Source organism: Sphingomonas sp. MMS12-HWE2-04 (assembly GCF_044881185.1).
Lineage (GTDB): Bacteria > Pseudomonadota > Alphaproteobacteria > Sphingomonadales > Sphingomonadaceae > Sphingomonas.
Window position 1 is genome coordinate 2526952 of sequence record NZ_CP173254.1, and the last position, 22396, is coordinate 2549347.

The following is a 22396-nucleotide window of genomic DNA, read 5'->3' on the forward strand; positions in this document are numbered from 1 at the left end:
CGTCGAACACAAAATCACACCCCCCTGGGGATGCTCTCAACCTCTGCCCAAAGGGACGCCAGCCGCTTTCGGCGGATTCGCCAGACCAGAATTTATTGTTGAACTCCCGCATCTTAGCCCGGAGCGATTCGTTGAGGTCGTCCAAGGAGAGGATGACCATGGCGACCACCCCGCAGAACGAAGAACCCGGTTTCGAGAACGACCAGAACGAGCTTCCCCAGGATCGGGGCAGCACGTCCGAGACGACTCTCGAAGATGGCCCCGAGGAAGAGGACGCCGCCGATATGGAGGAGGTCCAGGAGGAAGCCGCCGAGCAACGCAAGGAAGGCGGCTACCAATAAGACGAGCCTGTCCCGCCACGTCAAAGTCGTGGCGGGACACCGTCCAACGACGCACCTCGGCAGAACTTCAAGGCGGTAAATAAGGAATCTTAATCCGTCTCAGCCACTTATCGTGGCATGGCGCCGCTTACTCCCTCCCGCTCCACTCGCCAGGCATGCACCGGCTGCCGCAACGGCGAAGATCTCGATTTCGAGTTCTCGATGGCGTTTCAGCCAATCGTCGACGTCGTCGAAGGCAGAGCCTTCGCCTATGAGGCACTGGTCCGAGGACCGGCAGGCGAGAGTGCCGCCAGCGTCCTCTCCCGCGTCACGCCCGAGAACCGCTATGCCTTCGACCAGCAATGCCGCGTCAAAGCGATCGAGGTTGCGGCCAAGGCCGGGCTGATCGAGTCCGGAGCGCGGCTGTCGATCAACTTCCTGCCCAACGCCGTCTATTCGCCCGCCGCGTGCATCCGGCTCACGCTCAAGACCGCAAAAGCTACCAGCTTTCCGGCCGAGCGGCTGATCTTCGAGTTCACGGAGAATGAGGAGATGCAGGATCCCGATCATGTCTCGAACATCATCGCCACCTATCAGAAGATGGGCTTCGGCACCGCGCTCGACGATTTCGGGGCGGGTCATGCCGGGCTGAACCTGCTCGCGCGGTTCCAGCCCGACATCATCAAACTCGACATGGAGCTGATCCGCGGCCTCGACGCCAGCCTGCCCCGCCGGATGATCGTCGACGGCGTGGTGAAGATGTGCACCGCGCTCGGGGTCACGGTCATCGCCGAAGGCATCGAGACCGAAGGCGAGCTCGACGCGCTGCGGACGATCGGTGTGCGCTATATCCAGGGCTTCTATTTCGCCAAGCCGGCGTTCGAGGCGCTGCCGCCGGTCATCGTGGAGACCCCGCCGGCGTTGGTCGCCGGCACGGCTGAATCCCACGCCGGCAGCAATTGCGCCGGCTGACCGGAATGCCGGTCCTTTCCGAGTTGGCGTCGCAGATACCGTCGACGGCACAGCCGTCGCCGAGGACGGCCGCCGGACCGGTGCAAATGTTCAGCTCGAAGAAGGTTCGCGCATGCCGAGGCGGTCGGACAAGAGCGAATAATCAAGCTCGGGGCAGCGCTCGGTTAACCGATATCCTCCGCGGGATTGCAGCCGAGCTCCTCGGAAACCGAACTGGCGGCGCCGGCTTTCGACGGCTTCGCGGAGAAAGGTGGCCACCACGGCGGCCACCCTTCAACCTGCCAGCTTTTCAGCCGACGTTCGTATCGCCGTTGGCAGTGACGGCCTGGAGGACCGCGCCACCCACACCGGCAAGTGCGGTTTGTGCAAGCCCTTCGACCTGGGCACGGCCCGCAGCGACGACGCCGTCTGCGGCGTCGCGCGCGACGTCGCCCAGCGTGTCGGCGACCTCCCCCATAACTTCGGTCTCTCGTTTGGTGGTGGGAAGCAGAAATGCGATGCCGGCGCTCACCGCCATTGCCCCGGCCACCGCCGTAAGCGGATGGGCGGAAACATGGTCGATCGCTCGGCCCAGTCGACCGGATGTCGCGCGCGGATCGCGCGTACCCTTCCCCTGGCTCGGGGTGCTCGGGTGGGCGCCTGCAGGCGCACTCTTACGCGCAACCGCTTTGGTCTGCTCGCCGGATTTAGGTTCGCTCATGCGGCCTTCTCCGTCTGGTGCGCCCGCCGGGACTGTGCCGCGCCGGCTGCCGCCTGCGCAAGACCGGCCTTGGCAATACGGCCTGCGACGAGCCCGATGACGGATGCCGCGCCGATCGCGACGACCGGATGACGGGCGATTACCGAACGCGTTCCGTCGACGATGTCTTCGACGCTTTGCTCGCGCAGGCTCGAAGCGAGGCTTTCGATGCGATCGGCGCCGCTATTGACCGCGCCGCCCGCAAAACCGCCAAATTCCTGCTCGGCCGAGGTGGCAAAACCACGGACTACATCGACAACGGCGTCGAGCTTCTCGACAACGCCGTCCTTCTGCGCTTCGGCGAGATCAAAGTCGATCAATTCGCGGAACCAGCTTTTCGGCGCAGCGTTTCATTTTGCAGAAGCCAGTTCGCGCCCCTCCCCCCGGTGGCATGGACTGGCTTACTTCATTCCGGGGTGGAAATGCAGACCGTCATGACTGGCGAGAAGGGCAGTGCCACAGCACTGGCCGAGCGAAGGGCAATAATCTCGAGTGCCTTGCGCACCTGTTGGACAGAGCCCGTGGACACGTTCATCATCGACAACATCCCGCTCCTGCTGACGAGACTCTCCCAGGTGCCCGCAGTGCCGGCCCAAGGTCCGAACGACGGGCCGGCCCGATTGACGCCGTATGCGTCTGACGCAGGGCGCGTCCGTCTGCTCAAGCGCGGCTCTCGGTAGCCCGAAGACCCTGCCAGTACCTCGAGCCTGATTTATGTGCGTGTCGGTGCGGCGAGGGTGAGCCAGTGCATGTCTGCGCCGGGCCCCTCTCAACTTTGCCCGGGTCGGGTCTCGCCTCAACCGCTGGCTGAATTGCCCGCGGCGAACCTGGTTTTCGGAATGTGCGTGATCCTGCATGCCAGATCGGCCTCGCCTGACGCCACGACATAATGATCGCCTGCATCGACGATTCCGGTCGTGAATATGACATCCCAGACGTACATCTTGTCTTCGAGCGGCCGGGTCAGCTCTGGCGCGGCCTCAAGCAGCGGCACGTGTTCCGACCGGATCACGCTCGCGGGATCGTCGCGGTCGAGGATCGACCAGTAGGTTCGATAGATGCCGACAAGCTCCTTGGGCTCGACGCCGTGCCAAAGTGTGAGCCAGCCCTCGTCGGTCAGGATGGGCGGCGTGCCCCCGCCCATTCGCGCCGTGGCGATCGTCGCCGCGTGCGGGCGAATTCCGGGTATGCGATGCGGTTTCCAGTGCAGCGCATCGGGCGAGGTCGCGAGGTTGATGGACGGACCGCCGCGCCACTCGCTGCCCGGGGGATAGGTGAAGTAGAGATCACCGAGCGGCCGGGTCTGCGCCCAATAGGTGCCGTCGATCAGCCCTTCGAAAATCAGCATGTCCTTGTTCTGGTGATCGAGCACCATGTCCTCGAACGTGAAGTCCAGGCCGTTGTCCGAGGTGTAGAGCGTGGTGGAATGCCGCTCCGGGCTCACCGAGCAGGTCGTCATCAGCCAGCGGTCTCCCACCTTGGAGACGCGCGCATCCTCGACGCCGTAGCATTGGAAGTTGCCCTCAGGCGCGATCGCCTTATCGTAATGGATCTCTACGATCTCCAGCCCGTCCGGCGTCAGTTCCACCGGCAGGATCCAGGAAAGTGAGGTCAGCGCCATGACCTTCCAGCGCCCGCCTCGAATGAGGAATTTCCGCGGATCGCCGGTATCGACAAGCTCGAGCGGCCAGGGATCGAGGACGTAGCGTCCCGGGCGCGCGCGATCGCCCTCCGGCTCGTCGCCGGCCTCCCATCGGATCGCATGGATGTGCCCATCGACGATCGGGTGGCGCAGCGCTTCGGCGACGCGCACGAAGATGGCGAGATTGCCATTCGGAAGCCGGGTCAGCGCCGGGTTGAATGCACCGAGGACATAGGTTTCCGCATCGAAATGCCCCGCCAGCGGCGAGCGGGACAGGTCGATGTCATCAGGGCCGAGGACGAGACGGTCGATGGCGAATTCGGTCATTCCTCACCTCGCGCACGCGGAGCGATCGAGATCTGCTGGACCACCGCGCGCCGTGGCTGGGTCAGGACATAGTGCACGCCCACCGCGATGTCCTCGGCGCGCAGCATCGTCTCCTTGCGGTTCTCTTCCGCCTGCTCCTCGGCGGTGAAGCTTTGATACTGGAAATCGGCACCGGTCTTTGCCGGCTCGATATTGCAGACCTTGATGCCCTTGGGCGCCAACTCTTTGCGTACGGCTTCTGCGAAGCCGGCGATGCCGGCCTTCATGCCTGCATAGACGCTGCCTTCAGCGCCGAGCAGATGGGCAGAGACCGAGCCGATGAAGACGATGTCGCCATGGTCCTTCATCACATCCGCCGCGGCATAGGCGGTTGTCAGATAGGCCGTGAAATCGACCGCGATGGCATAGCGCAGCTCTTCGGCGCTCATTGTGGTGAGGCCCTTGGCGGGGATCGCGGCGTTGACGATAGCGATATCGAAATCGCCGAAATAGTCCTTCGCGGCCTGCACGAAGCCGTCGACCGCATCCGGGTCGGCCAGATCAAGGCTGATGCCCTCGCCCTTGCCGACTTCGCGGATCCGCGTCAGCGCGTCCTGCAGGTGCTGCGGGTCACGCCCGCAGACAAAGACATCGACGCCTTCGGAGGCGAGCAGCACGGCGATCGCACGCCCGATGCCGGTCGTGCCGCCGGTGATGATCGCCTTCCGCCCTTTCAGACCGGGCATCTCGGTATGTGCATCGGCAAGGTTGCGGGCAGTCGGTTCGGCGGGTTCGGACATAGGGTAGCTCTCCTTCCCGGCACGAACCAAAACTGGCCGATCAGGTTCCCGCCCGAATCCGGGGCAAGCGTAGAAACCTGCGTGGGGAAACAGCGTTTTCGCAGTCACTTACAATCGGGAGAGTTGTCATGCCCCAAGGCGACAAGAGCAGCTATACCGACAAGCAGAGGCGCAAATCCGCCCATATCGAGGAAGGCTATGAGGATCGCGGTACGCCCAAGAAGGAAGCCGAAGCCGCGCCTGGGCCACGGTGAACAAGGAATCCGGCGGCGGAAAGCAATCCGGGTCGGGACGGGGCAAGGCCGAGAACCATGACAGCGCGCGCAAGGGTGGCGAGAAAAGCGGCAGTTCGCAGAGCGTCGCAAAGCGTTCGGCTGCCGCCAAGAAGGGCTGGGAAACGCGCCGTCGCAAGGCGCGTGCACATTGAGGTCGCGATGACTGATCCCTGGACTCACCACAGCGATAAGGATGCGGACCGCCGATACTGGGCCATGCGTGCCGAACGCGAGCGGGCGCTTGCCGAGCAGGCGCTCGACCCGGGCGTAGCCTTGCCCATCGTCGTCTGGCAGAGGCCTATGCGCAGCGCCTCGAGGCGACGACTGAAGCCTGACTACCAGAGCAGCGAAATCGTCCCGTCGGCCGGCACATAATAATCGATCCGCTCCGCGGTCGCGTGATGGACGCCAAGCGGCTGCCCATCCGCGGCGCTGACGGTGAAGGACGGCAGCTTCGCGCGCGCTGTGCGAACCAGGCTCAGCCGCGCCTCGCGTCCTGAAGCGCCCCCCAGCTGGAAGCGCAACGCCCGCTCGCCCGGACGGTCCATCGCCTGCAGGAAGTGATCGCAGAATAGCCGGAACGGCGCGCCCTCCACGCGGTGAAATGCGCGACTGGCGAAGACGAAAGCAGAGCCTGCGCCATAGATTTCCTGCCCGACCTGCCCGGCCTGCTGGCCGTCGACATAAAGGTCCTCTACCGGGAAGGAGAGCGTATGGTCGATATGGCCATTGGGCTCGCGCTGCTTCTGAGCAATCGCATCGTCAGGCAAGGCGTCCGGATAGTAGAACCAGGCGCGGTCCAGCGCGTAGCGGCAATATTCCGAGAGCAGCAGGCGCACGGCCGGCTCGAGATCGGGGCCGCTGTCCTTGAGATAGCGCTCGAACGCCGCGAAGCTGTCGAAGCACTCGTACATCGCCATGTAGGGTGCATCGTGCAGCGCGGTGACGCCCAGGAAGTTGCGATAGTGCCGGGCGTGCCCGATCTCGGACTCCCACATTGCGGTGTTGTGGAAGAAGCTCGCGAGATAGACATAGCTTTGGCAGAGATAGGTCATCTCGTTGGTGATCCGCCAAAGCCGGATACAGGCAGCCGCGCCGCAGGCGGTAAGGTTGGCCTGGTAATTGAGCTCGAAGCGCATCCCCGCGGCCGCGTCGATCGCAGCGCGGGCCTCGTCCAGATACGTCTTGTCGTCGGTAAGCTCGAATGCCTGCAGCATGACATAGGCGTAGATGCCGCCGACATCGGTTTGGCCCAGACCATCGTCGTTCCGAGCCTCGGTTATGACGCTGAAATCACGGATGTCGTACTGGATGGGCCATTTGTACCTGAAATGGTGTGCAGCGCGGATGCCGAACCCGACCGACTTCTTGAAGAGCCGCAACGCCTGCTGGTCGCCATCCACCGCAAGCCGGCCAAGCTGCATCAGCGGATGATAGAGATACCAGCTGTCGACGGCGTTCTTGTCCTTGTCTTTGCCCACATTGGGGAGATAGCGCCGGATCGTCTTGAGTTTGGGGTCGTAGAATTTGCTCAGTCCCGCGGCGAGCTCGGCTCCGATCTCCGCCTTCTCGCCCGACCAGACCTCATAGTCCCGGATCGCGCTCAGCACCGAGAGCTGGACCATAGAGTTTGGGTATTCGGCGGCAGTGTAGGGATGGATGTAGCGATGCCCATAGTGGCGGATCGTCGCCTTTGGTGAGTCCGCCAAGTCCTTGAGCGCCCGGGCGGCCCGATCGACCCAGTCGCGATACTCGATGCTCGGCTGCTGAACCTGACCAAAAACCGCGCCGAGGAGTAGCAGATAGCGCCGCGCCATCTCCTGCTCGTCGCCGCCGCTGTCGTCGTGGAAGGCAATGCAGGCGTCGGAGAGCAGCACCTCTTCACCCACTGGCAGGGGATCTACAGGGGGCGTACCGCGCTGCGGGGGTGTCGGCAGCAAATAGCCGATCTCGGGCCACACGCCGCCCACCGCACCATCGGGCTTCGTGTCGGTCGCGGCGAAATAGCGGTTCAGCGTGGTCAGATCCTGGCAATAGAGAACGCTGCCGAAATCGGGCTCAGTAAGGCGGAAGTAGATCGCTCCCGTGTTGAACCCGCGTTGCGCCGCCTCGACCTCGCCCACCGCGCCCATCGGATCGTCCTGCCGGTCGAGCGGATAGAGATCGCGCGGCACGAAGGAGGTAAGTAGCGGCACCTTGGCTTCGAGGCTGGTGGCCACTCTCAGGATGGGTGTGGCATCTTCCTTTAGTCTAATAGCCACGCGGTGGGTTCCGATCGGGCTGGCGATCTCGATGCGCGCGGCCTCGCCCGGCCTCGCGCGAACCTCGCGGACGTCGGTATAGCCTGCAGGGCAGAAGGCGGCCCGCATCGCGATGCCGCCGCGGTCGGGCCTGCGTACGATCACCCAGAAGGCATCATGGCCCGCACAGATCGCGATGTGCCGCTCACCGAGGGTTAGGCTCGCGAGTTCGCGCATCGAGCCATTCTGCAGTTCCTCGCGCAACAGCACCGCGCCCGGCGAGACCCCGGCGGTCGTTGCGCTCTTCGATTTGGTACGTCCGTGCATCGTCAGCTCCCATGCCCGAGGGCACAGGCACGCGCTTCCGCCTGATGTCCATGCGGTTGGGCGTGATTATCAGCATAGGCATTCACGTCGAGTCCTCCCGCTTCAGGTTCGAACTGGCGCAAAAACTCGAGTGCGCGGGGAGAGTTCCTGAGCGATTTTAGCCCCTTAATCGGTGGGCTGCGGCGCGTACCCCGAGCCCACGCCGCTGCAGCACGGCGACTAGGTCGTCGACGAGATCCGCGATCAACTGCGCGATCGCTTCCGGCGTTCCAATGGGCTCGAGCAGCCGCCGCGAGACTTCGGGCGCCTCGAAGGGAATGACCGGCATGATCGGCTCGGCGGCCCGGCCCAGCGCCTGGTCGAGACGAGCGATTGCTCCCAGGCCAAGTCGCCGCGCCAGCGGCCCGCGCGGCATAGGGAGCAAATCCCCGACGCGTTCGAGGCCAAAGCGCGCAGCGGCCGCCAGTGCCTGGGACTCGAGCCGGAGCGCGGCGACGGGAAGTCCGGAAAGCGCTGCCACCTCCTTGCCGGGCGGCAGGAGGGTGACCACCTCGCCGCTGAAGCGCGCGAGCGCGTGCGCGGCACCGGGCGTACCGGCCACTGCAATACGGGCCGTGAAACCGATGCGCGCCAGGAAGCGCAGCACCCGCCGGCAGAAGCGCGCCTCGCCGCCGAAGAGATGGCTGGAACCTGTCATGTCCAGCCACAAGCCATCGGTTCCAGACGCGCTGGCGACCGGCGTCCAGTAGCCGACGGCATGCAGCGCCAGCCGGCCGAGCCAAGCCTGGTCGGCCGCGGCATCGGCCTCCCGCACATCCAGATCGGCGACGAGTGCCCGCCCATGCGCCGCGGCCATTCCGGGCACGAGGTCTAGCGCCAGCGCTACAGGACAGGCGGCCGTCACCACTTCGCGCTGCCCGGTCCGCTCAATCAGCGCCGTCGGGCGTCCCCACAGGGGCCAGCGCGCCGGCGCGATCGGCGTGGCGGCGCGCCCGCCTTCATCGGAGGGCATGGCGCGAAACGGATGTTCGGCGACCTCGGATCGCCGCCCCAGCTCGCGCATCGGCGGCCGCTGGTGCGCCGGCAGCCGGCCGATCTGGGCAGCCTCGGCATCCTTGTCACGCCCGAGTGCCCCGCCCTGCGCCCAGCGCGCGCCAGGTCGCCAGCCGCCACCGCGCGGCACCGAGCACGCGCCGGGGTCGTCATCGACAGCCGGCGGCAGGATTGGTGCCGAAGACCAGGGCCGCTCAGGCGGCGCGGCTGATCGCTCTGCCTGCCGCAACCGCTCGATCGCGAGCTGGGGCAGGTAGAGCGAGGCGACCCTTGCCATCGCAGGCCTCGACTATGAGAGAGAATGGATTGCCGCCACGTTGGCGAACAAGATCGACCGACCAGCAGCTTCGTCCGACGCCGGGGTGCCCCAGCGATACCGAGGGAGTGCATCGGATCCGCCAGCGCGTGCAGGCAGCCGAGGGAATTCGAGCGGGTCGCGAGCCTTGCGTGCCCAGCGGCGTAGCAGGAGCAACGGGGTGCGGCCGTCCGCCGCAGCCAGCTGGAGCCGGCGCGTCGCCGTCTGATCCGCCGCCTTCACCTCCGCGACGACCGCGGCAAAGCTGCCATCGCGCAGACAGTCCTCGGCCAGCGCAAGCGCCATCACCTCGTCCCTGCCTTCACAATAGAGGAGTTTACCCGGTGCCAGTCCTGCCTGCTCGAGACCAGGCGCATAGAGGTCGAAGCGCGTTAGCGCCCAGGCAACGCTCGCATTGGGCTCCGCCGCGAAGCGCGCCGCCGCTCCCGCAGTGAACAGCGTCGCGGCGGCATCGTCGCCCAGCGTAGGCGACGCTGCCGCCACTTCGTGGAGCCCGCCGCCATCCAGCCCGCCATGGGCAAGCCGGGTATCGATTGCGTCGATCCCGAACGGCAGCAACGGCGCACCGGTTGCCACCGACACGGCGACACGCGCCTTCAGCTCGGCGAGCAGGCGTGCGCGATCGGTCTCGGCAAAGGCGGCTTCAGTTTGCATAAGGGATTCAACGACTCGTTCGTTCCCATTATGTTCCGCTCAAGCTACTGATTCGTCAAGGGCCGTCATCGGGTCTGTCGGACGCCGCGCGAAATCAGGGCGCAACGGAAAGCGAGCTTGCCGAAGCGCTGAGTGTCTCCGTTGGCGTCAGCGCCGGCGCCGCGATCGTGTACTCCACACGTACCTTGGACGCCTACCGTGCCGCCGTGGAAGTCGCCGAATAAGACGCGCGGCTCAACTCGGACGTGGTCAGCGGCCGAGGATCGACAAGGTGTGGCGATCCCGATCGCCACCGAACCATCGCTCGATCGCAGCGGCGAAAAGTGGGTTCGGCCTAACAGCCTCGAATAGCGTCAGCGATGACCGGAGCTTCATCGCATCGACCGCTCCGAACACCGTTTCCGGATCGCTGAGCGCAAGGTCCTGCAATGCTTCAACGCATGCCACGTAGCGTGGCCCGAGCAACGGGTGGTCAAGATAGGCGGCGGCTTCCTCCCGGCCATCTACCCCGAAAAACTGTGCGGTCTCGCTGCGGCCAAGTCCGCGAAGCTGCGGGAAGACAAACCACATCCAGTGCGAGCGCTTCGCACCGCGTCGGATTTCCGCAATAGCAGTTGCGTAGGCTGGCGCCTGGGCCTCGACGAAGCGTTCCAGCGACATCGATCCGACGTCGCTCAAAGCAATTCCCTCTGGACCGGCCCAGCTAGGGCCGGCGCCTCGGTCGGTGCAATTACCTGCGTCACTTCTAAGCTTCCCGTCGGGAGGATTCCCAATACGTCCTGCGCAGGTACGTCGCCATTCAGCCACTGCGCCCAACGATCCGGCGGTAGAACGACAATGCCCCGGTCGTGATAGGGCGCGACGTCGTTGCCGGGCTCTAACGTCAGCATCGAGAAGGCCTCGCCGACCGGGCTCTCGCGCCAGATGCCCGCGATGCAGAACCAGGAGCGACCCGCAAAGGTGAACAGCCATTTGTCCTTGCGCTTCTGCTTAGGATCCTTGGGTTTGGTGAACTCGTAGAACCCGTCGGCGAGGATGAGACAGCGCTTCGAGCGGAACTCGCGGCCGTCAGCACGAAAGTTATACACTGGTTTGCCATGTGCACCCGGCCAACTCCATCGCCGATTGACCAGTTCGCCTCCGCTCGCTCCTGCGCTTCGAACGATCGGGGCAACGTCCGTGATCATGATGTCGCTGCGCGCTTGGACATTTGGCGTGCCTTCCGGCACGTCGATGGCGATCTCGAGCTCCTCGAAGTCCTCCATGATCGAGGCGATGCTAACCTCGAGCCGATAGTCATTGCACATCCTGTTCTCCAGATTTGCATGAGCTGTTCGTTCGCATTATGTTCTCAACATGGAAGCGATGCCCTTCGAATCGGATGCGCCCCTTGGTAGCCGCAGAGCTATAATCCGGCGCAACCCAATAACCGGAATTCCTCAGTTGATCAGCGCGGCGTGGGGCCTTGATGGCCGCATTCCAGGTGACAATTCGCGTCGTTTCATCCGCGGCGAGGGAAAAACTTTTGCGCACCAGCGATGCCTGATCCCCATGAGCGAATTCCAGGTCACTAATGGCGAACGCAAGTTCCGGGTGGTGCTGGAGGATGGAAATCACTTCTTCTTCGCCGGGGTATGGCAGCCCTCCTCGGGCGATAAGGACATCGCCTATGCCGTTATAACCCTACAGGCCAATCCGGATGTGTTCTTCTACCAGGAGCGTCATGGTGCCGTTCTGCTTCGACGGCAGAACATGGCCTGGCTCGACCTGACCCAATCGGAAGGGGAACTGCTTGTTGCTCGGCCTCCGCGCAGCTTCCTCGTGGAGGAAGTGGGCCCGCGCGGGCTCGAAGATCGTCAGCGGCGCCTGGCCCTGTAAGCGAGGATAGATCGATGTTTTCGCAGTCTTCACCCGTCCCTGCCGCTTCCGGATCATTCGCTAGCGCGACAGATTGCCTGAATGCAGTCCCGCTGTCGGTAGGGCAGCTAGCTGCATCGCTGGAGATATTGACGTTGCTTCCCGCTGAGCATCGCGAGGATCCGCGCGCCCAAGCGCAGGTGCTTCAGGCCTACGCCAAGGACGCCGGCTTCGCCGATGAGGTAATGGCGGGCGCGGCGCTGCACGCACGCATTACCGGGCTTGCGAAGTGGACCGTCTCGCATGATCCCCATCGCCAGTCCAATCCGGAAGCGGTCATGGAAGCGGCGGTGCGCAACCCTCTAATCGAGACGGACAACGGTATTGGTTTCGAAGGCGCGGCGTTTCAGGAGATGATCCTCTTCATCGAAGATCTGCCCTGGTAGATTCGGCCCATGTGAGGGATCACAGGCGAGACCTGCGGAGACCCGGACCCACGCGGATTCATAAGTCGAGGTCGTTTTGGGGCCAGGCGTTCACGGGCTGGGGCGCTGGCAGCGTCCTATCCGCCAAATCACCTCTCAAATGTACCTTTGACAGGTCCGCCGCGGGTAACCGCGCGCGCGAGGTCGCAGAAAAAATTTTCTGCACAAAATTAGGACGGGAATTAGGATGGGATGATTTCGTCGGAATTTATCCAACCAAATCAAGGGGAAATGGTGGAGCCGAGGGGGATCGAACCCCTGACCTCTGCAATGCCATTGCAGCGCTCTCCCAGCTGAGCTACGGCCCCATTCCGTCTGGAGGAGGGCCCATTAGAAGGGCCCCGAGGGTTTGGCAAGGACGCTTTTGACGTCCTCGCCACTTTCCCGAATTTTATTGCCGAAACTTATTGCTCGTCGTCGTCGCCGCTGGTCTCGACGCCGAGATCGTCGTCACCGCCCAGATCGACATCGTCGTCGGGCGACGGCTCTTCGTCCTCGGCAATGTCCAGATCTTCATCCCCCAGATCCGAATCCGCGGTCTCGGGCTTGTCGGCAACCTTCGCCGCCTCGAAGGGCAGCGGCTGCTTCGATTTGAGGATCGGCTCGGGGTTGAACGTCACCGCGCAGTTGATGCACGTGACGGGATCATCCTTGCCCAGATCGTAGAAGCGCGTCCCGCACTTCGGACACGCGCGCTTGGTGCCCCATTCCGGCTTCACCATGTGTTGCCTCTTGCCTTTCAAAATTTCGTGATTTCAGGAGTTGTCCCGAAAAGTGGGGGGCGCCTTGCCATGGCGCAAGGCGGCTGTCAAAGCCGCGCGCAATGTCGCATGCCCAGCCCCGCCCCCTTACCGTCTCCGCGCGCGGTCCGCTGCGCGGTACCGTCCGCGTTCCCGGCGATAAGTCGATCAGCCATCGTTCGCTGATGTTTGCCAGCCTGGCCGTGGGCGAGAGCCGAATCGAAGGGCTGCTCGAAGGCGAGGATGTGCTGGCCACCGCAGCCGCGATGCGCGCGATGGGTGCGCAGATCGAGCGCGGCGACGACGGCGTGTGGCGCGTCCACGGCGTCGGCGTCGGCGGGCTGCTCCAGCCCGCCCAGGCGCTCGACATGGGCAATTCGGGCACCTCGACCCGGCTGCTGATGGGCCTGGTCGCCTCCCATGCGATCAGCGCGACTTTTGTCGGCGATGCTTCGCTCTCCTCGCGCCCGATGGGCCGAGTGATCGAGCCGCTCGGCAAGATGGGCGCCGACATCACCGCCTCGCCCGGCGGCAAGCTGCCGCTGATGGTGCGCGGACTCGTGCCGGCGGTGCCGATCGAATATACGCTTCCCGTCGCCTCGGCGCAGGTCAAGTCGGCGGTGCTGCTCGCGGGGCTCAATACGCCTGGGATCACGTGCGTGATCGAGCCGGTGCCGACGCGCGACCATAGCGAACGGATGCTGCGCGGGTTCGGCGCCGAGATCACGGTCGAAGAGTTGCCCCAGGGCAAGATCATCTCGATTTCCGGCGAGGCCGAGCTCAAGCCGCAGCAGATCGTGGTCCCGGGGGACCCGTCCTCCGCCGGCTTCTGGATGGTCGCGGCGTCGATCGTGCCCGGCTCCGAGATCCAAATCGCCAATGTCTGTCTCAATCCGACGCGGACCGGGCTGATCACCGCGCTGCGGATGATGGGCGCCGACATCACCGAAGCCGATGTGCGCGAAGTGGGCGGCGAGACTGTCGCCGACCTCGTCGTGCGCCACGCGCCGCTCAAGGCGATCGAAGTGCCCGCCGAGCTCGCCCCGAGCATGATCGACGAATATCCGATCCTGTTCGTCGCCGCAGCGATGGCCGAGGGCCGCACCGTGGCACGCGGCGCGCACGAGCTGCGCGTCAAGGAATTGGACCGGATCGCGGCGATGCGCGCGGCGCTGGAGGCCGCGGGCGTGGCCACCGAGGAGTTTGAGGACGGGCTCGCGATCCAGGGCTCGGGCGGCGGGGCGCTGCCGGGCGGCGGATCGGTCGCGACGCTGCTCGACCACCGCATCGCGATGAGCATGACCATCGCCGGGCTTGCCGCCGCGCAGCCGATCACGATCGACGACGTCGCGCCGGTCGCGACCAGCTATCCCGATTTCTTCGAGACCCTATCCGGTCTCCAGCTTTAGTATCGAGCGCAGCATGATCATCGCCGTCGACGGACCCGCCGCTTCGGGCAAGGGCACCATCGCCCGGGCACTCGCGCGCCATTACGGTCTGCCGCATCTCGACACCGGCCTGCTCTACCGCGCCGTCGCCGCGACGGTGCTGCGCAGCGATGGCGATCCCGCCAGCGAAGCCGATGCCGTCCGCGCCTGCGGGTTCGACGATGCGGTGCTGGCCGATGCCTGGCTGCGCACCGACGAGGTCGGCAAGGCCGCCTCGGTGGTCTCGGCGCACCCGCCGGTCCGCGCCGCGTTGTTGGCGCGGCAAAAGACGTTCGCGCACCAACCTGGCGGCGCCGTGCTCGACGGGCGCGACATCGGGACGGTGATCGCGCCGGAAGCCGAGGTGAAGCTGTTCGTCAAGGCGACGCCGACGATCCGCGCCCAGCGCCGCCACCTCGAACTGCGCAAGGCCGGGCTCAATCCCAGCCTCGACAAGGTGCTCGCCGACATCCGGGCCCGTGACGAGCGCGATTCGAAGCGCAGCGATGCGCCGATGCGTCAGGCCGACGATGCCGTGGCGCTCGACACGAGCTTCCTGTCGATCGATGCCGCGGTCCAGCGCGCGATCGCGTTGGTCGAGGAGCGCCGCCTCGCGCCGCAGGGCTGAAGCGCCGCTCAGCTTGCCGGCGGGTTGAGCACGACCTCCCCGTGATGCGGTTCGGTGAAACCGCGGAGGATGGCCAGCATCCCGTCGGTTCCAAACAGTTGGTAGAGGTTGTTGAGCCCGTTCGCGAGATCGCCGCCGAACTGGAAGGCGAAGCGATCCATCTTGCAATTTGCCATGTCGAGCGGACCGCCCGAATAGTGGAAGATCACCTCCTCGAACGCGCAATCGGTGTAGCTGTTGCCGTCGAGCGTAACGGTGACGCCCTCAAAGCGTTGGTTGTGATAGTCCATGGATCCTCGAAGCTAATGGCGATGGGCCGCCCTAGCTCCGCGCAAGTCGCTAGGGAATAGCGAGCAGCCAGCTTGCCAGCAGGCACGCCAAGCGCTATGGGCCGCGCGTCCAGCGAGCGTCTGCTCGCGGAGGAAGGCGCCGGGTGTATCCCATGCGCGCTATATTCGCATCTACCGCGTCTAGACTTCCTCCGCTTGCCGTCGTCCGCCGGATGCCGCGAAAGGTATTCGGCCTCCGCGGCAATTTCGGCCCTTAAGACCGCCGGATACAACCGGCTGGCCGGAAAAAACAGTCTAGGAATCAACCCTTTATGGCCACTACGGCAAACCCCAGCCGCGACGATTTCGCGGCACTTCTCGATCAGACCCTCGGTCAGGCAGACGGCTTTGAAGGCCGTGTCGTGATCGGCACCGTCACCGCGATCGAAAACGACCTCGCCGTCATCGACGTCGGCCTCAAGTCCGAAGGCCGCGTGCCGCTGCGCGAATTCGCTGCTCCCGGCCAGAAGGCCGAGCTCAAGGTCGGCGACGAAGTCGAAGTCTATGTCGACCGCGTCGAGAACGCGAACGGCGAAGCGATGCTCAGCCGCGACCGCGCCCGCCGCGAAGCCGCCTGGGACAAGCTCGAAGCCGAATTCGCACAGAACAACCGCGTCGAGGGCGTCATCTTCGGCCGCGTCAAGGGCGGCTTCACCGTCGACCTTTCGGGCGCCGTTGCCTTCCTCCCCGGCTCGCAGGTCGATATCCGTCCGGTGCGCGACGTCACCCCGCTGATGGACATCCCGCAGCCCTTCCAGATCCTCAAGATGGACCGCAAGCGCGGCAACATCGTCGTGTCGCGTCGCGCGGTGCTCGAGGAAACCCGCGCCGAGCAGCGCTCGGGGCTGATCCAGTCGCTGGCCGAAGGCCAGGTGATCGACGGCGTCGTCAAGAATATCACCGACTACGGTGCGTTCGTCGACCTCGGCGGCATCGACGGCCTGCTCCACGTCACCGATCTCAGCTACAAGCGCGTCAACCATCCGAGCGAAGTGCTCAACATCGGTGACACGGTGAAGGTGCAGATCATCCGGATCAACCGCGACACCCAGCGCATCAGCCTCGGCATGAAGCAGCTCGAGAGCGATCCGTGGGATGGCGCCGCCGCCAAGTACCCGCTGGGTGCCAAGCTGTCGGGCCGCGTGACCAACATCACCGAATACGGTGCGTTCGTCGAGCTCGAGCCGGGGATCGAAGGCCTGGTCCACGTTTCGGAGATGAGCTGGACCAAGAAGAACGTCCATCCGGGCAAGATCGTCTCGACTTCGCAGGAAGTCGAAGTCGTCGTCCTCGAGGTCGATCAGGAAAAGCGTCGCATCTCGCTGGGTCTCAAGCAGGCGATCGCCAATCCGTGGGAAGCCTTTGCCGAGCAGCACCCGGTTGGCTCGGAAGTCGAAGGCGAAGTCAAGAACGCCACCGAGTTCGGCCTGTTCATCGGCCTCGATGGCGACGTCGATGGCATGGTCCACATGTCCGACATCGCTTGGGGCATTTCGGGTGAAGACGCGCTCAACCTCCATCGCAAGGGCGAGACCGTTAAGGCGATCGTTCTGGCGATCGAGCCCGACAAGGAGCGCATCAGCCTCGGCATGAAGCAGCTCGAGCGTGGCGGCGTTGCTGCTGCGGGCGCAGCGGGTTCGGCGGACCGCCTCAACAAGAACGCAGTCGTCACCGTCTCGGTTCTCGAAGTTCGCGATGCGGGCCTCGAAGTCCAGGTCGGCGAAGACGGCGCGACCGGCTTCATCAAGCGCACCGATCTCGGCCGCGACCGCGACGAGCAGCGTCCGGAGCGTTTCCAGGTCGGCCAGAAGTTCGACGCGATGGTCACCGGCTTCGATCGTTCGAAAAAGCCTACCTTCTCGGTCAAGGCGATGCAGATCGCCGAAGAGAAGCAGGCCGTTCAGCAATATGGCTCGTCCAATTCGGGCGCGTCGCTGGGCGACATTCTCGGCGAGGCCCTCAAGGCCCGCAACGAGAAGAACTGATCTCGGCTTTGGGGAAGCGGCGGCGCCGCTTCCCCATTTCCTGCAATTATTTACGTGGTTCCTATCATCTTCCGGTTGAAGCGCGTCGGGCAACGGCGCTAGGGTTTCGCCAGGGCCAGGCGCCGGGGGAATCGCTTTTCCCGGACGAAAAGGGAGGGCGCGGATGATCCGCTCGGAACTCGTACAATTGCTTGTTGACGAAAATCCGGGCCTGTCGGTCCGTGAAGTCGAGAAGATCGTGTCGGTCTTTTTCGACGAGATTGTGGGCCGCCTCACCGAGGATGGCCGCGTCGAGCTCCGTGGCTTCGGCGCTTTCTCCACCCGCGCACGCGATGGCCGCACCGGCCGCAATCCCCGTACCGGCGAAACGGTCGAGGTCGAGCCCAAGCGGGTTCCCTATTTCAAGCCGGGCAAGGAAATGCGCACCCGCCTCAACGTCTGAGCCCGCGTATCTCAAGAAATCGATAGTTTTAGCGAAAGCGCTGGTTCGGCACCGCTTGACGGCGCTGACACCATGCGCTTCGCCTATCCGCGTGCGGACGTGGCGGAACCGGTAGACGCCGGAGACTTAAATCTTCTGCCCCTCGGGGCGTGCGGGTTCGAGTCCCGCCGTCCGCACCAAGGCCTCAGCGTCTATCGATAGCCTTCCGATCAGTTGCTATCGGGATCGTCGTCATCGGTTGCGATGATGATGCCGCCCGCCACGATGGCAGCGACGCCGATGATGCCAATGATCGCACCCGGTGCCGCGTCGGAATCATGCTCAGACGTGGTCGAGGCGCGCAGGGAAAGCTTCGAGGCGGACGAGGCCAGTGCCGGCGCCACGGATAGTGAAAGAGCCGCTGTGGCAACAGCCACCTTACCAAGAATACGCATGGGGTTTCTCCTTCAGGTCCGACCCGCGGGGTAGAACCGTCCCGCGCCCGTTCGGGTTCCCGAACGCAGTTTGATGGGGTTGGCAGCAGCGCTTGCGGATCATAGACCAAAGGCTCGCCAGCAGGAGCGCCGATGAAGCCCTTTCTTGTCACTTTGCCGATCGCGGCCGCCTTGGCGGCCGGAGGGTGCGGTGGTGGCCAGGGCACGCGCAAGGACAACGTTGCGGTAGTGGTGAGCGCCATCGGGGGAGGCGCCAAATTGGCCGATCCCAGCGACGGGCCGCTCGACGCTGCCGAACGCATCGTCCTGGGTGCGACCGCGCAGGGGCTGGTCCGCTTCGATGCCGCGGGTCAGGTCGAACCCGCTTTGGCCGAACGCTGGATCGTGATCGACGACGGGCGCAGCTATATCTTCCGGCTGCGCGAAGCGAGCTGGCCCGACGGCCAACCGGTGACTGCCAGCGAAGTCGTGCGGGTGTTGCGCCGCGCCGCCGCGCCGGGCAGCCGCAATGCGCTGGCGCCGTTTCTCGCGGTGATCGACGAAATCGTCGAGATGACCCCGCAGGTGATCGAAGTGCGCTTGAAACGACCGCGACCGGACTTGCTCAAGCTCTTCGCGCAGCCCGAACTCGCGGTGTTCCGCGCGCGCACACTCGATGGCAGCGGCCCCTTCCGGGTGCGCGAGGCGCGGGACGGCTGGATGTTTCTCACCCCCGGAGAAGATCCGCTTCACCCCGACGACCGCGATCCGGCGCGCCCGGAGGAGCAGGTCCAGCTGCGCGGCGAGCGCGCGGGCCTGGCAATTGCGCGCTTCCGCGCCGCGCGCTCCGATCTCGTGCTGGGCGGCAGCTTCGACGATTGGCCGATCCTGCTCCAGGCGGGCATCGCGCAGCCCAATATCCAGGTCGAGCAGCCGCTCGGACTGTTCGGGCTGGTGGTGACCGCGCGCGAAGGCTTTCTCGCCGACGCGCAGAACCGTGCCGCGCTCTCGATGGCGATCGATCGCGCTGCAGTGACTGCGATCCTTCCCGATTGGGCGCCGGTCGAGACGCTGCTTCCCAATCAGCTCGATTCGGCGGCCCCCCCTGCCCGGCCCGACTGGGCGACGCTGGCGCCAGACGCCCGACGCGCCCTGGCGCGCAACCGCGTGGCGGTGTGGACGCGCACCCAAGGGGAGCCGCTGGTTGTCCGCATCGCACTGCCGAACGGCCCCGGCGGACGGCTAGCCTTTGCGCATATCGCCGCCTCGCTGATCGCGATCGGCATCGAGCCGCAGCGCGTCGGGCCGCGCGACCGCGCCGAGCTGCGCCTCATCGACGCCACCGCCCCCTATGACAGCGGGCGCTGGTTCGTGCAGACTGCCTGCGTCGCCTGCTCCGACGAGGCGGCTGCGCTGATCGCCGCTGGCCGCGAGGCGCCCGATCTCGCCGCGCGAGCGCAGCGCATCGCCGAAGCCGACGCGGCATTGACCGCCGACGCGGCGTACATACCTATCGCACAACCCCTGCGCTGGTCGGTCGCGGCACTCCGCCTCGGCGCCTGGCAGCGGAACACGCGCGGATGGCATCCGTTGAACCATTTGCGTAACGAGACGGAGTAAGTGGTTGTGGCGAAAGCAACTCGGATGACATCGACCCCGCTCGGCATTCCGCTCGGGCGCGATGCAGCCGCGGTACGCACCCGGATCGAGGCGATGGAAAAGCTGCTTGAGCGCAGCCTGGTAATCCCGGGCACCAAACAGACTTTCGGCCTCGACGTGATCCTTGATCTCATCCCGGGCATCGGCACCACGGTCGCCGCGGGCATGGGGCTTTATATGGCCTGGGAAGCGCGCAACCTCGGCATGTCCAAAACGCAGATCGCGCGGATGGCGGGCAATGTCGGCTTCGACTGGGCGCTGGGGCTGATCCCCTGGGTCGGCGCGATCCCGGATCTGTTCTTCCGCTCGAACTCGCGCAATCTCAAGATCATCAAGCGCCACCTCGACAAGCACCATCCCGCGTCTGTGACGATCGTCCAGCCCTGAACCGGATCAGGCCGCGGCGAAATCCAACCCGATGTCCGCGGCAGGCGCCGACTGAGTGAGCCGCCCGACGCTGATATAGGTCACCCCGGTCTCGGCGATCGCACGGATCGTATCGAGCCGCACGCCGCCGGATGCCTCGGTCGGCACGCGCCCGCCCACCAGCGCCACCGCCTCGCTGAGCTGCGCCGGCGCCATATTGTCGAGCAGCAGATGCGTGGCGCCGGCATCGAGCGCGGGTGCGATCTGATCGATCCGATCGACTTCGACGATGATCCGCGCGATCCCCGCCGCCACCGCGCGCCGGACCGCCTCGCCGATCGAGCCGGCGACGCCGACATGGTTGTCCTTGATCATCGCGGCGTCCCACAGCCCCATGCGATGGTTTTGCGCGCCGCCCATCCGCGTTGCGTATTTCTCCAGCACCCGCAGGCCCGGGATCGTTTTCCGCGTATCGAGCAGGATCGCGCCCGTGTCGGCAATGGCATCGACATAGCGGCGAGTAAGCGTCGCGATGCCCGAGAGATGCTGCACTGTGTTGAGCGCCGATCGCTCGGCGGTAAGTAGCGCGCGGGCGCGCCCCTTCAGCCGCAGCAGGTCGGTGCCGGGTGCCACCTGGTCGCCATCCTCGACCAGGCACTCGATCGCCACTTCGGGGTCGAGCGCGCGGAAGAACGCTTCGGCGATCCCCAGCCCGGCCACGGTGATCGCGTCACGGCTGTCCATCGCGCCTGCGAAGACGGCATCCGCGGGGATCACCGCCGCGGAGGTGATGTCGCCACCGTCGCCGAGATCCTCGGCAAGCGTGGCGGCGACGAAGGCGGACAGATCGAAGCGATCGAGGGTGAAGGGCATGGCTAGGCTTTAGCGGCGGGCGAAGGGCAAAGGAACAGAGCGTTTGCGGATCGGGCGCGCGTGACGCAGTCTGCGGCGATGGCCGATGCCACCCCTTCGATCGACGCCACGGGCCTGTACCGTCTGTGGCAAGTGCATACTAGGCGCGTGCCCATCGGCACGCGGCGCGACATGGGCGACAAGATCCTGCTCGACGCGCTGGGGCTCGGGTTGGAGCAGACGCTGACCTATCTCGCGACCGACCTGCCCGATTATGCGGCGTTTCTGGAGTGGATTCTGGCGATCGCGGGCCGCCCGGATCCACTGATGCTCGCGCGCTATGAGGCAACGCTGGCGGGATGGCCGCTCCCCGCCGCCGTCCGCGATGGGCTGGCGGCGATCGACGCCATGCCCCCGGTGCTCGACGCCGACGATCTCACTTATTGGGACGTGCATGGCTTCGTGATCCTCCGCGGCGCGATCACGCCGTCCGCGGCGGAAGCGGCAGCGGCACTGGTCTGGAAGGCAAACGGCGCGCATCCCGACGACCCTGACAGCTGGTATGGCGCCCCGCGCAACCAGGGGATCATGGTCCAGCTTTTCCAGCATCCCGCGCTGGAGCCGGCGCGGCGATCGGCGCGCGTGCACAAGGCCTTCGCCCAGCTCTGGGGCACCAGCAACTTGTGGTCGACGGTCGACCGCGTGGGGTTCAACCCGCCCGAACGCGAGCACCACGCCTTTCGCGCGCCGAGGCTCCATTGGGACGTCAGCCTCACCCGGCCGATACCCTTTGCGACGCAGGGCGTGCTGTACCTCACCGACACCGCCGAGGATCAGGGCGCGCTCGAGTTAGTCCCCGGCTTCCACCACCGCATCGACGCCTGGCTTAACGAAATCGGTGATGCGAACGCCCGCGAAGTCGACCTCAGTGCGGAGGCGACGCGTGTCGCGGCCGGTGCCGGCGATCTGGTGATTTGGCGCCAGGACCTCCCCCATGGCGCCAGCCCCAACCGCGCGCGATTGCCGCGGCTGGTGCAATATGTGAACCTGTATTCGCCCGACATGATGATACAGGATGTGTGGCGCTGATGCCGGGCGCAGACCTATCCAAGGACGAGAAGACCCCATGTCGATCAACCGCAGGGATGCCATGAAGACCGTCACTCTGGGCGCCGCTGCGGTGGCGGCCGACAGCGCCGCTGCCGCGCCGACCGGCGGCAAGATCGTCCATCACGTCTTCTTCTGGCTGAAGAACCCGGAGTCGATGGCAGATCGCGAGCAGCTCATCGGCGGGGTGCGCGGGCTCGCCAAGGTCGAGGTCGTCCGCAGCCTGCATGTCGGCATACCGGCGTCCACCGAACAGCGCGACGTGGTCGATTCGAGCTTCCACGTGTCCGAGATGCTGGTGTTCGACACTGTCGCCGACCAGAAGGCTTATCAGGACCATCCCGCGCACAAGGATTTCGTCGCGAAGTGCGGGCATTTGTGGGCGAAGGTGATCGTGTACGACATGGTGACCGTCTAGCGCCTGCGGCCTGAAAGCGCGTACGGGGCCGCGCTCGGATATTT

The 22396-nt window shown here is 65.3% G+C and carries 25 protein-coding genes, 2 tRNA genes and 1 pseudogene; 14 read left to right on the forward strand and 14 right to left on the reverse strand.

The features are described 5' to 3' along the window. The first annotated feature begins 158 nt into the window (after nt 1-158). Entirely contained in the window at nt 159-341 is a 183-nt protein-coding gene (locus AB2M62_RS11425; RefSeq protein WP_404333837.1) for a hypothetical protein, read from the forward strand. A gap of 201 nt (nt 342-542) precedes the next feature. Next, entirely contained in the window at nt 543-1292 is a 750-nt protein-coding gene (locus tag AB2M62_RS11430; RefSeq protein ID WP_404333839.1) for an EAL domain-containing protein, read from the forward strand. 289 nt (nt 1293-1581) lie between these two features. On the opposite strand, the gene AB2M62_RS11435 is transcribed toward AB2M62_RS11430, so the two are convergent. The 4 genes from AB2M62_RS11435 to AB2M62_RS11450 all read right to left on the reverse strand — a co-directional run bounded on the left by AB2M62_RS11435 (nt 1582) and on the right by AB2M62_RS11450 (nt 4779). Next, entirely contained in the window at nt 1582-1992 is a 411-nt protein-coding gene (locus tag AB2M62_RS11435; protein WP_404333841.1) for a hypothetical protein, read from the reverse strand. Continuing rightward, on the reverse strand, nt 1989-2351 hold the full coding sequence (locus AB2M62_RS11440; RefSeq protein ID WP_404333843.1) for a hypothetical protein: 363 nt from the start codon (nt 2349-2351) through the stop codon (nt 1989-1991). Before AB2M62_RS11440 ends, AB2M62_RS11435 begins: the two co-directional genes overlap by 4 nt. A 476-nt stretch (nt 2352-2827) precedes the next feature. After that, nucleotides 2828-4000, reverse strand: a complete 1173-nt coding sequence (locus tag AB2M62_RS11445) for a glycosidase (RefSeq protein ID WP_404333844.1) — start codon at nt 3998-4000, stop codon at nt 2828-2830. Further along, on the reverse strand, nt 3997-4779 hold the full coding sequence (locus tag AB2M62_RS11450) for an SDR family oxidoreductase (protein ID WP_404333846.1): 783 nt from the start codon (nt 4777-4779) through the stop codon (nt 3997-3999). Before AB2M62_RS11450 ends, AB2M62_RS11445 begins: the two co-directional genes overlap by 4 nt. A 128-nt stretch (nt 4780-4907) precedes the next feature. On the opposite strand from AB2M62_RS11450, the pseudogene AB2M62_RS11455 reads away from it, so the two are divergent. Continuing rightward, a pseudogene (locus AB2M62_RS11455) lies at nt 4908-5206 on the forward strand (plasmid stabilization protein). 183 nt (nt 5207-5389) lie between these two features. Here AB2M62_RS11455 and AB2M62_RS11460 read toward each other — a convergent pair. The 5 genes from AB2M62_RS11460 to AB2M62_RS11480 form a co-directional block, all read right to left on the reverse strand. After that, nucleotides 5390-7621, reverse strand: a complete 2232-nt coding sequence (locus AB2M62_RS11460) for a hypothetical protein (protein WP_404333847.1) — start codon at nt 7619-7621, stop codon at nt 5390-5392. 157 nt (nt 7622-7778) lie between these two features. Continuing rightward, nucleotides 7779-8951: a Y-family DNA polymerase gene (locus tag AB2M62_RS11465; protein ID WP_404333849.1), complete on the reverse strand. Its 1173-nt coding sequence runs from the start codon at nt 8949-8951 to the stop codon at nt 7779-7781. A 12-nt stretch (nt 8952-8963) separates the two neighbouring features. Next, the gene (locus AB2M62_RS11470; protein WP_404333851.1) at nt 8964-9644 is read right to left on the reverse strand and encodes a protein ImuA; all 681 of its coding nucleotides are present in this window, start codon (nt 9642-9644) and stop codon (nt 8964-8966) included. 249 nt (nt 9645-9893) lie between these two features. Continuing rightward, the gene (locus tag AB2M62_RS11475) at nt 9894-10304 is read right to left on the reverse strand and encodes a DUF1810 domain-containing protein (RefSeq protein WP_404339914.1); all 411 of its coding nucleotides are present in this window, start codon (nt 10302-10304) and stop codon (nt 9894-9896) included. 14 nt (nt 10305-10318) lie between these two features. Beyond that, entirely contained in the window at nt 10319-10951 is a 633-nt protein-coding gene (locus AB2M62_RS11480) for an SOS response-associated peptidase (RefSeq protein ID WP_404333853.1), read from the reverse strand. Between the two features lie 49 nt (nt 10952-11000). Between AB2M62_RS11480 and AB2M62_RS11485 the strand changes: the two genes are divergently transcribed. Next, nucleotides 11001-11522 (forward strand): SOS response-associated peptidase family protein, encoded by a 522-nt coding sequence (locus tag AB2M62_RS11485; protein ID WP_404333854.1) that lies wholly within the window; start codon nt 11001-11003, stop codon nt 11520-11522. 128 nt (nt 11523-11650) lie between these two features. Continuing rightward, nucleotides 11651-11947, forward strand: a complete 297-nt coding sequence (locus tag AB2M62_RS11490) for a hypothetical protein (protein WP_404333855.1) — start codon at nt 11651-11653, stop codon at nt 11945-11947. A gap of 271 nt (nt 11948-12218) precedes the next feature. Here AB2M62_RS11490 and AB2M62_RS11495 read toward each other — a convergent pair. After that, nucleotides 12219-12294: transfer RNA gene (locus AB2M62_RS11495), tRNA-Ala, on the reverse strand. Nucleotides 12295-12390: 96 nt separating this feature from the next. Then, nucleotides 12391-12708 carry a TIGR02300 family protein gene (locus AB2M62_RS11500; RefSeq protein ID WP_404333857.1) on the reverse strand — a complete coding sequence of 106 codons (318 nt, stop codon included), beginning with the start codon at nt 12706-12708 and terminating at the stop codon, nt 12391-12393. A gap of 101 nt (nt 12709-12809) precedes the next feature. Between AB2M62_RS11500 and aroA the strand changes: the two genes are divergently transcribed. After that, nucleotides 12810-14135, forward strand: coding sequence for a 3-phosphoshikimate 1-carboxyvinyltransferase (gene aroA / locus AB2M62_RS11505; RefSeq protein WP_404333859.1), 1326 nt, complete (start codon nt 12810-12812; stop codon nt 14133-14135). Between the two features lie 13 nt (nt 14136-14148). After that, nucleotides 14149-14781 (forward strand): (d)CMP kinase, encoded by a 633-nt coding sequence (gene cmk / locus AB2M62_RS11510; RefSeq protein ID WP_404333861.1) that lies wholly within the window; start codon nt 14149-14151, stop codon nt 14779-14781. A gap of 8 nt (nt 14782-14789) precedes the next feature. Here the strand turns inward: cmk and AB2M62_RS11515 are convergent, their stop codons facing one another. Further along, complete coding sequence (locus AB2M62_RS11515) at nt 14790-15071, reverse strand: hypothetical protein (RefSeq protein ID WP_404333862.1); 282 nt, start codon at nt 15069-15071, stop codon at nt 14790-14792. 311 nt (nt 15072-15382) lie between these two features. Here AB2M62_RS11515 and rpsA point away from each other — a divergent pair, with 311 nt between their 5' ends. The 3 genes from rpsA to AB2M62_RS11530 all read left to right on the forward strand — a co-directional run bounded on the left by rpsA (nt 15383) and on the right by AB2M62_RS11530 (nt 17716). Then, complete coding sequence (gene rpsA, locus AB2M62_RS11520) at nt 15383-17095, forward strand: 30S ribosomal protein S1 (protein ID WP_404333863.1); 1713 nt, start codon at nt 15383-15385, stop codon at nt 17093-17095. Between the two features lie 163 nt (nt 17096-17258). Beyond that, nucleotides 17259-17537: an integration host factor subunit beta gene (locus tag AB2M62_RS11525; RefSeq protein WP_404333865.1), complete on the forward strand. Its 279-nt coding sequence runs from the start codon at nt 17259-17261 to the stop codon at nt 17535-17537. 93 nt (nt 17538-17630) lie between these two features. Next, a tRNA-OTHER gene (locus AB2M62_RS11530) sits at nt 17631-17716 on the forward strand. Nucleotides 17717-17746: 30 nt separating this feature from the next. Here AB2M62_RS11530 and AB2M62_RS11535 read toward each other — a convergent pair. Then, the gene (locus AB2M62_RS11535; protein ID WP_404333866.1) at nt 17747-17971 is read right to left on the reverse strand and encodes a hypothetical protein; all 225 of its coding nucleotides are present in this window, start codon (nt 17969-17971) and stop codon (nt 17747-17749) included. A 132-nt stretch (nt 17972-18103) separates the two neighbouring features. On the opposite strand from AB2M62_RS11535, the gene AB2M62_RS11540 reads away from it, so the two are divergent. Continuing rightward, complete coding sequence (locus AB2M62_RS11540) at nt 18104-19570, forward strand: ABC transporter substrate-binding protein (RefSeq protein WP_404333868.1); 1467 nt, start codon at nt 18104-18106, stop codon at nt 19568-19570. A gap of 24 nt (nt 19571-19594) precedes the next feature. After that, on the forward strand, nt 19595-19996 hold the full coding sequence (locus AB2M62_RS11545; RefSeq protein ID WP_404333870.1) for a DUF4112 domain-containing protein: 402 nt from the start codon (nt 19595-19597) through the stop codon (nt 19994-19996). A gap of 6 nt (nt 19997-20002) precedes the next feature. Here the strand turns inward: AB2M62_RS11545 and nadC are convergent, their stop codons facing one another. Next, nucleotides 20003-20848, reverse strand: coding sequence for a carboxylating nicotinate-nucleotide diphosphorylase (nadC, locus tag AB2M62_RS11550; protein ID WP_404333872.1), 846 nt, complete (start codon nt 20846-20848; stop codon nt 20003-20005). 60 nt (nt 20849-20908) lie between these two features. On the opposite strand from nadC, the gene AB2M62_RS11555 reads away from it, so the two are divergent. Together AB2M62_RS11555 and AB2M62_RS11560 are read left to right on the forward strand one after the other, a co-directional pair. Then, on the forward strand, nt 20909-21916 hold the full coding sequence (locus tag AB2M62_RS11555; protein WP_404333874.1) for a phytanoyl-CoA dioxygenase family protein: 1008 nt from the start codon (nt 20909-20911) through the stop codon (nt 21914-21916). 61 nt (nt 21917-21977) lie between these two features. Beyond that, on the forward strand, nt 21978-22352 hold the full coding sequence (locus tag AB2M62_RS11560) for a Dabb family protein (protein ID WP_404333875.1): 375 nt from the start codon (nt 21978-21980) through the stop codon (nt 22350-22352). Nucleotides 22353-22396: the final 44 nt, after the last annotated feature.

Excerpts from the sequence above, each read along its gene's own strand:
- AB2M62_RS11425 (WP_404333837.1), top strand. The coding sequence starts at position 159 with ATGGCGACCACCCCGCAGAACGAAGAACCCGGTTTCGAGAACGACCAG.
- AB2M62_RS11430 (WP_404333839.1), top strand. The coding sequence starts at position 543 with ATGGCGTTTCAGCCAATCGTCGACGTCGTCGAAGGCAGAGCCTTCGCC.
- AB2M62_RS11435 (WP_404333841.1), bottom strand. The coding sequence starts at position 1,992 with ATGAGCGAACCTAAATCCGGCGAGCAGACCAAAGCGGTTGCGCGTAAG.
- AB2M62_RS11445 (WP_404333844.1), bottom strand. The coding sequence starts at position 4,000 with ATGACCGAATTCGCCATCGACCGTCTCGTCCTCGGCCCTGATGACATC.
- AB2M62_RS11450 (WP_404333846.1), bottom strand. The coding sequence starts at position 4,779 with ATGTCCGAACCCGCCGAACCGACTGCCCGCAACCTTGCCGATGCACAT.
- AB2M62_RS11460 (WP_404333847.1), bottom strand. The coding sequence starts at position 7,621 with ATGCACGGACGTACCAAATCGAAGAGCGCAACGACCGCCGGGGTCTCG.
- AB2M62_RS11465 (WP_404333849.1), bottom strand. The coding sequence starts at position 8,951 with ATGGCAAGGGTCGCCTCGCTCTACCTGCCCCAGCTCGCGATCGAGCGG.
- AB2M62_RS11470 (WP_404333851.1), bottom strand. The coding sequence starts at position 9,644 with ATGCAAACTGAAGCCGCCTTTGCCGAGACCGATCGCGCACGCCTGCTC.
- AB2M62_RS11475 (WP_404339914.1), bottom strand. The coding sequence starts at position 10,304 with ATGTCGCTGGAACGCTTCGTCGAGGCCCAGGCGCCAGCCTACGCAACT.
- AB2M62_RS11480 (WP_404333853.1), bottom strand. The coding sequence starts at position 10,951 with ATGTGCAATGACTATCGGCTCGAGGTTAGCATCGCCTCGATCATGGAG.
- AB2M62_RS11485 (WP_404333854.1), top strand. The coding sequence starts at position 11,001 with ATGGAAGCGATGCCCTTCGAATCGGATGCGCCCCTTGGTAGCCGCAGA.
- AB2M62_RS11500 (WP_404333857.1), bottom strand. The coding sequence starts at position 12,708 with ATGGTGAAGCCGGAATGGGGCACCAAGCGCGCGTGTCCGAAGTGCGGG.
- aroA (WP_404333859.1), top strand. The coding sequence starts at position 12,810 with ATGTCGCATGCCCAGCCCCGCCCCCTTACCGTCTCCGCGCGCGGTCCG.
- cmk (WP_404333861.1), top strand. The coding sequence starts at position 14,149 with ATGATCATCGCCGTCGACGGACCCGCCGCTTCGGGCAAGGGCACCATC.
- AB2M62_RS11515 (WP_404333862.1), bottom strand. The coding sequence starts at position 15,071 with ATGGACTATCACAACCAACGCTTTGAGGGCGTCACCGTTACGCTCGAC.
- rpsA (WP_404333863.1), top strand. The coding sequence starts at position 15,383 with ATGGCCACTACGGCAAACCCCAGCCGCGACGATTTCGCGGCACTTCTC.
- AB2M62_RS11525 (WP_404333865.1), top strand. The coding sequence starts at position 17,259 with ATGATCCGCTCGGAACTCGTACAATTGCTTGTTGACGAAAATCCGGGC.
- AB2M62_RS11535 (WP_404333866.1), bottom strand. The coding sequence starts at position 17,971 with ATGCGTATTCTTGGTAAGGTGGCTGTTGCCACAGCGGCTCTTTCACTA.
- AB2M62_RS11540 (WP_404333868.1), top strand. The coding sequence starts at position 18,104 with ATGAAGCCCTTTCTTGTCACTTTGCCGATCGCGGCCGCCTTGGCGGCC.
- AB2M62_RS11545 (WP_404333870.1), top strand. The coding sequence starts at position 19,595 with ATGACATCGACCCCGCTCGGCATTCCGCTCGGGCGCGATGCAGCCGCG.
- nadC (WP_404333872.1), bottom strand. The coding sequence starts at position 20,848 with ATGCCCTTCACCCTCGATCGCTTCGATCTGTCCGCCTTCGTCGCCGCC.
- AB2M62_RS11560 (WP_404333875.1), top strand. The coding sequence starts at position 21,978 with ATGAAGACCGTCACTCTGGGCGCCGCTGCGGTGGCGGCCGACAGCGCC.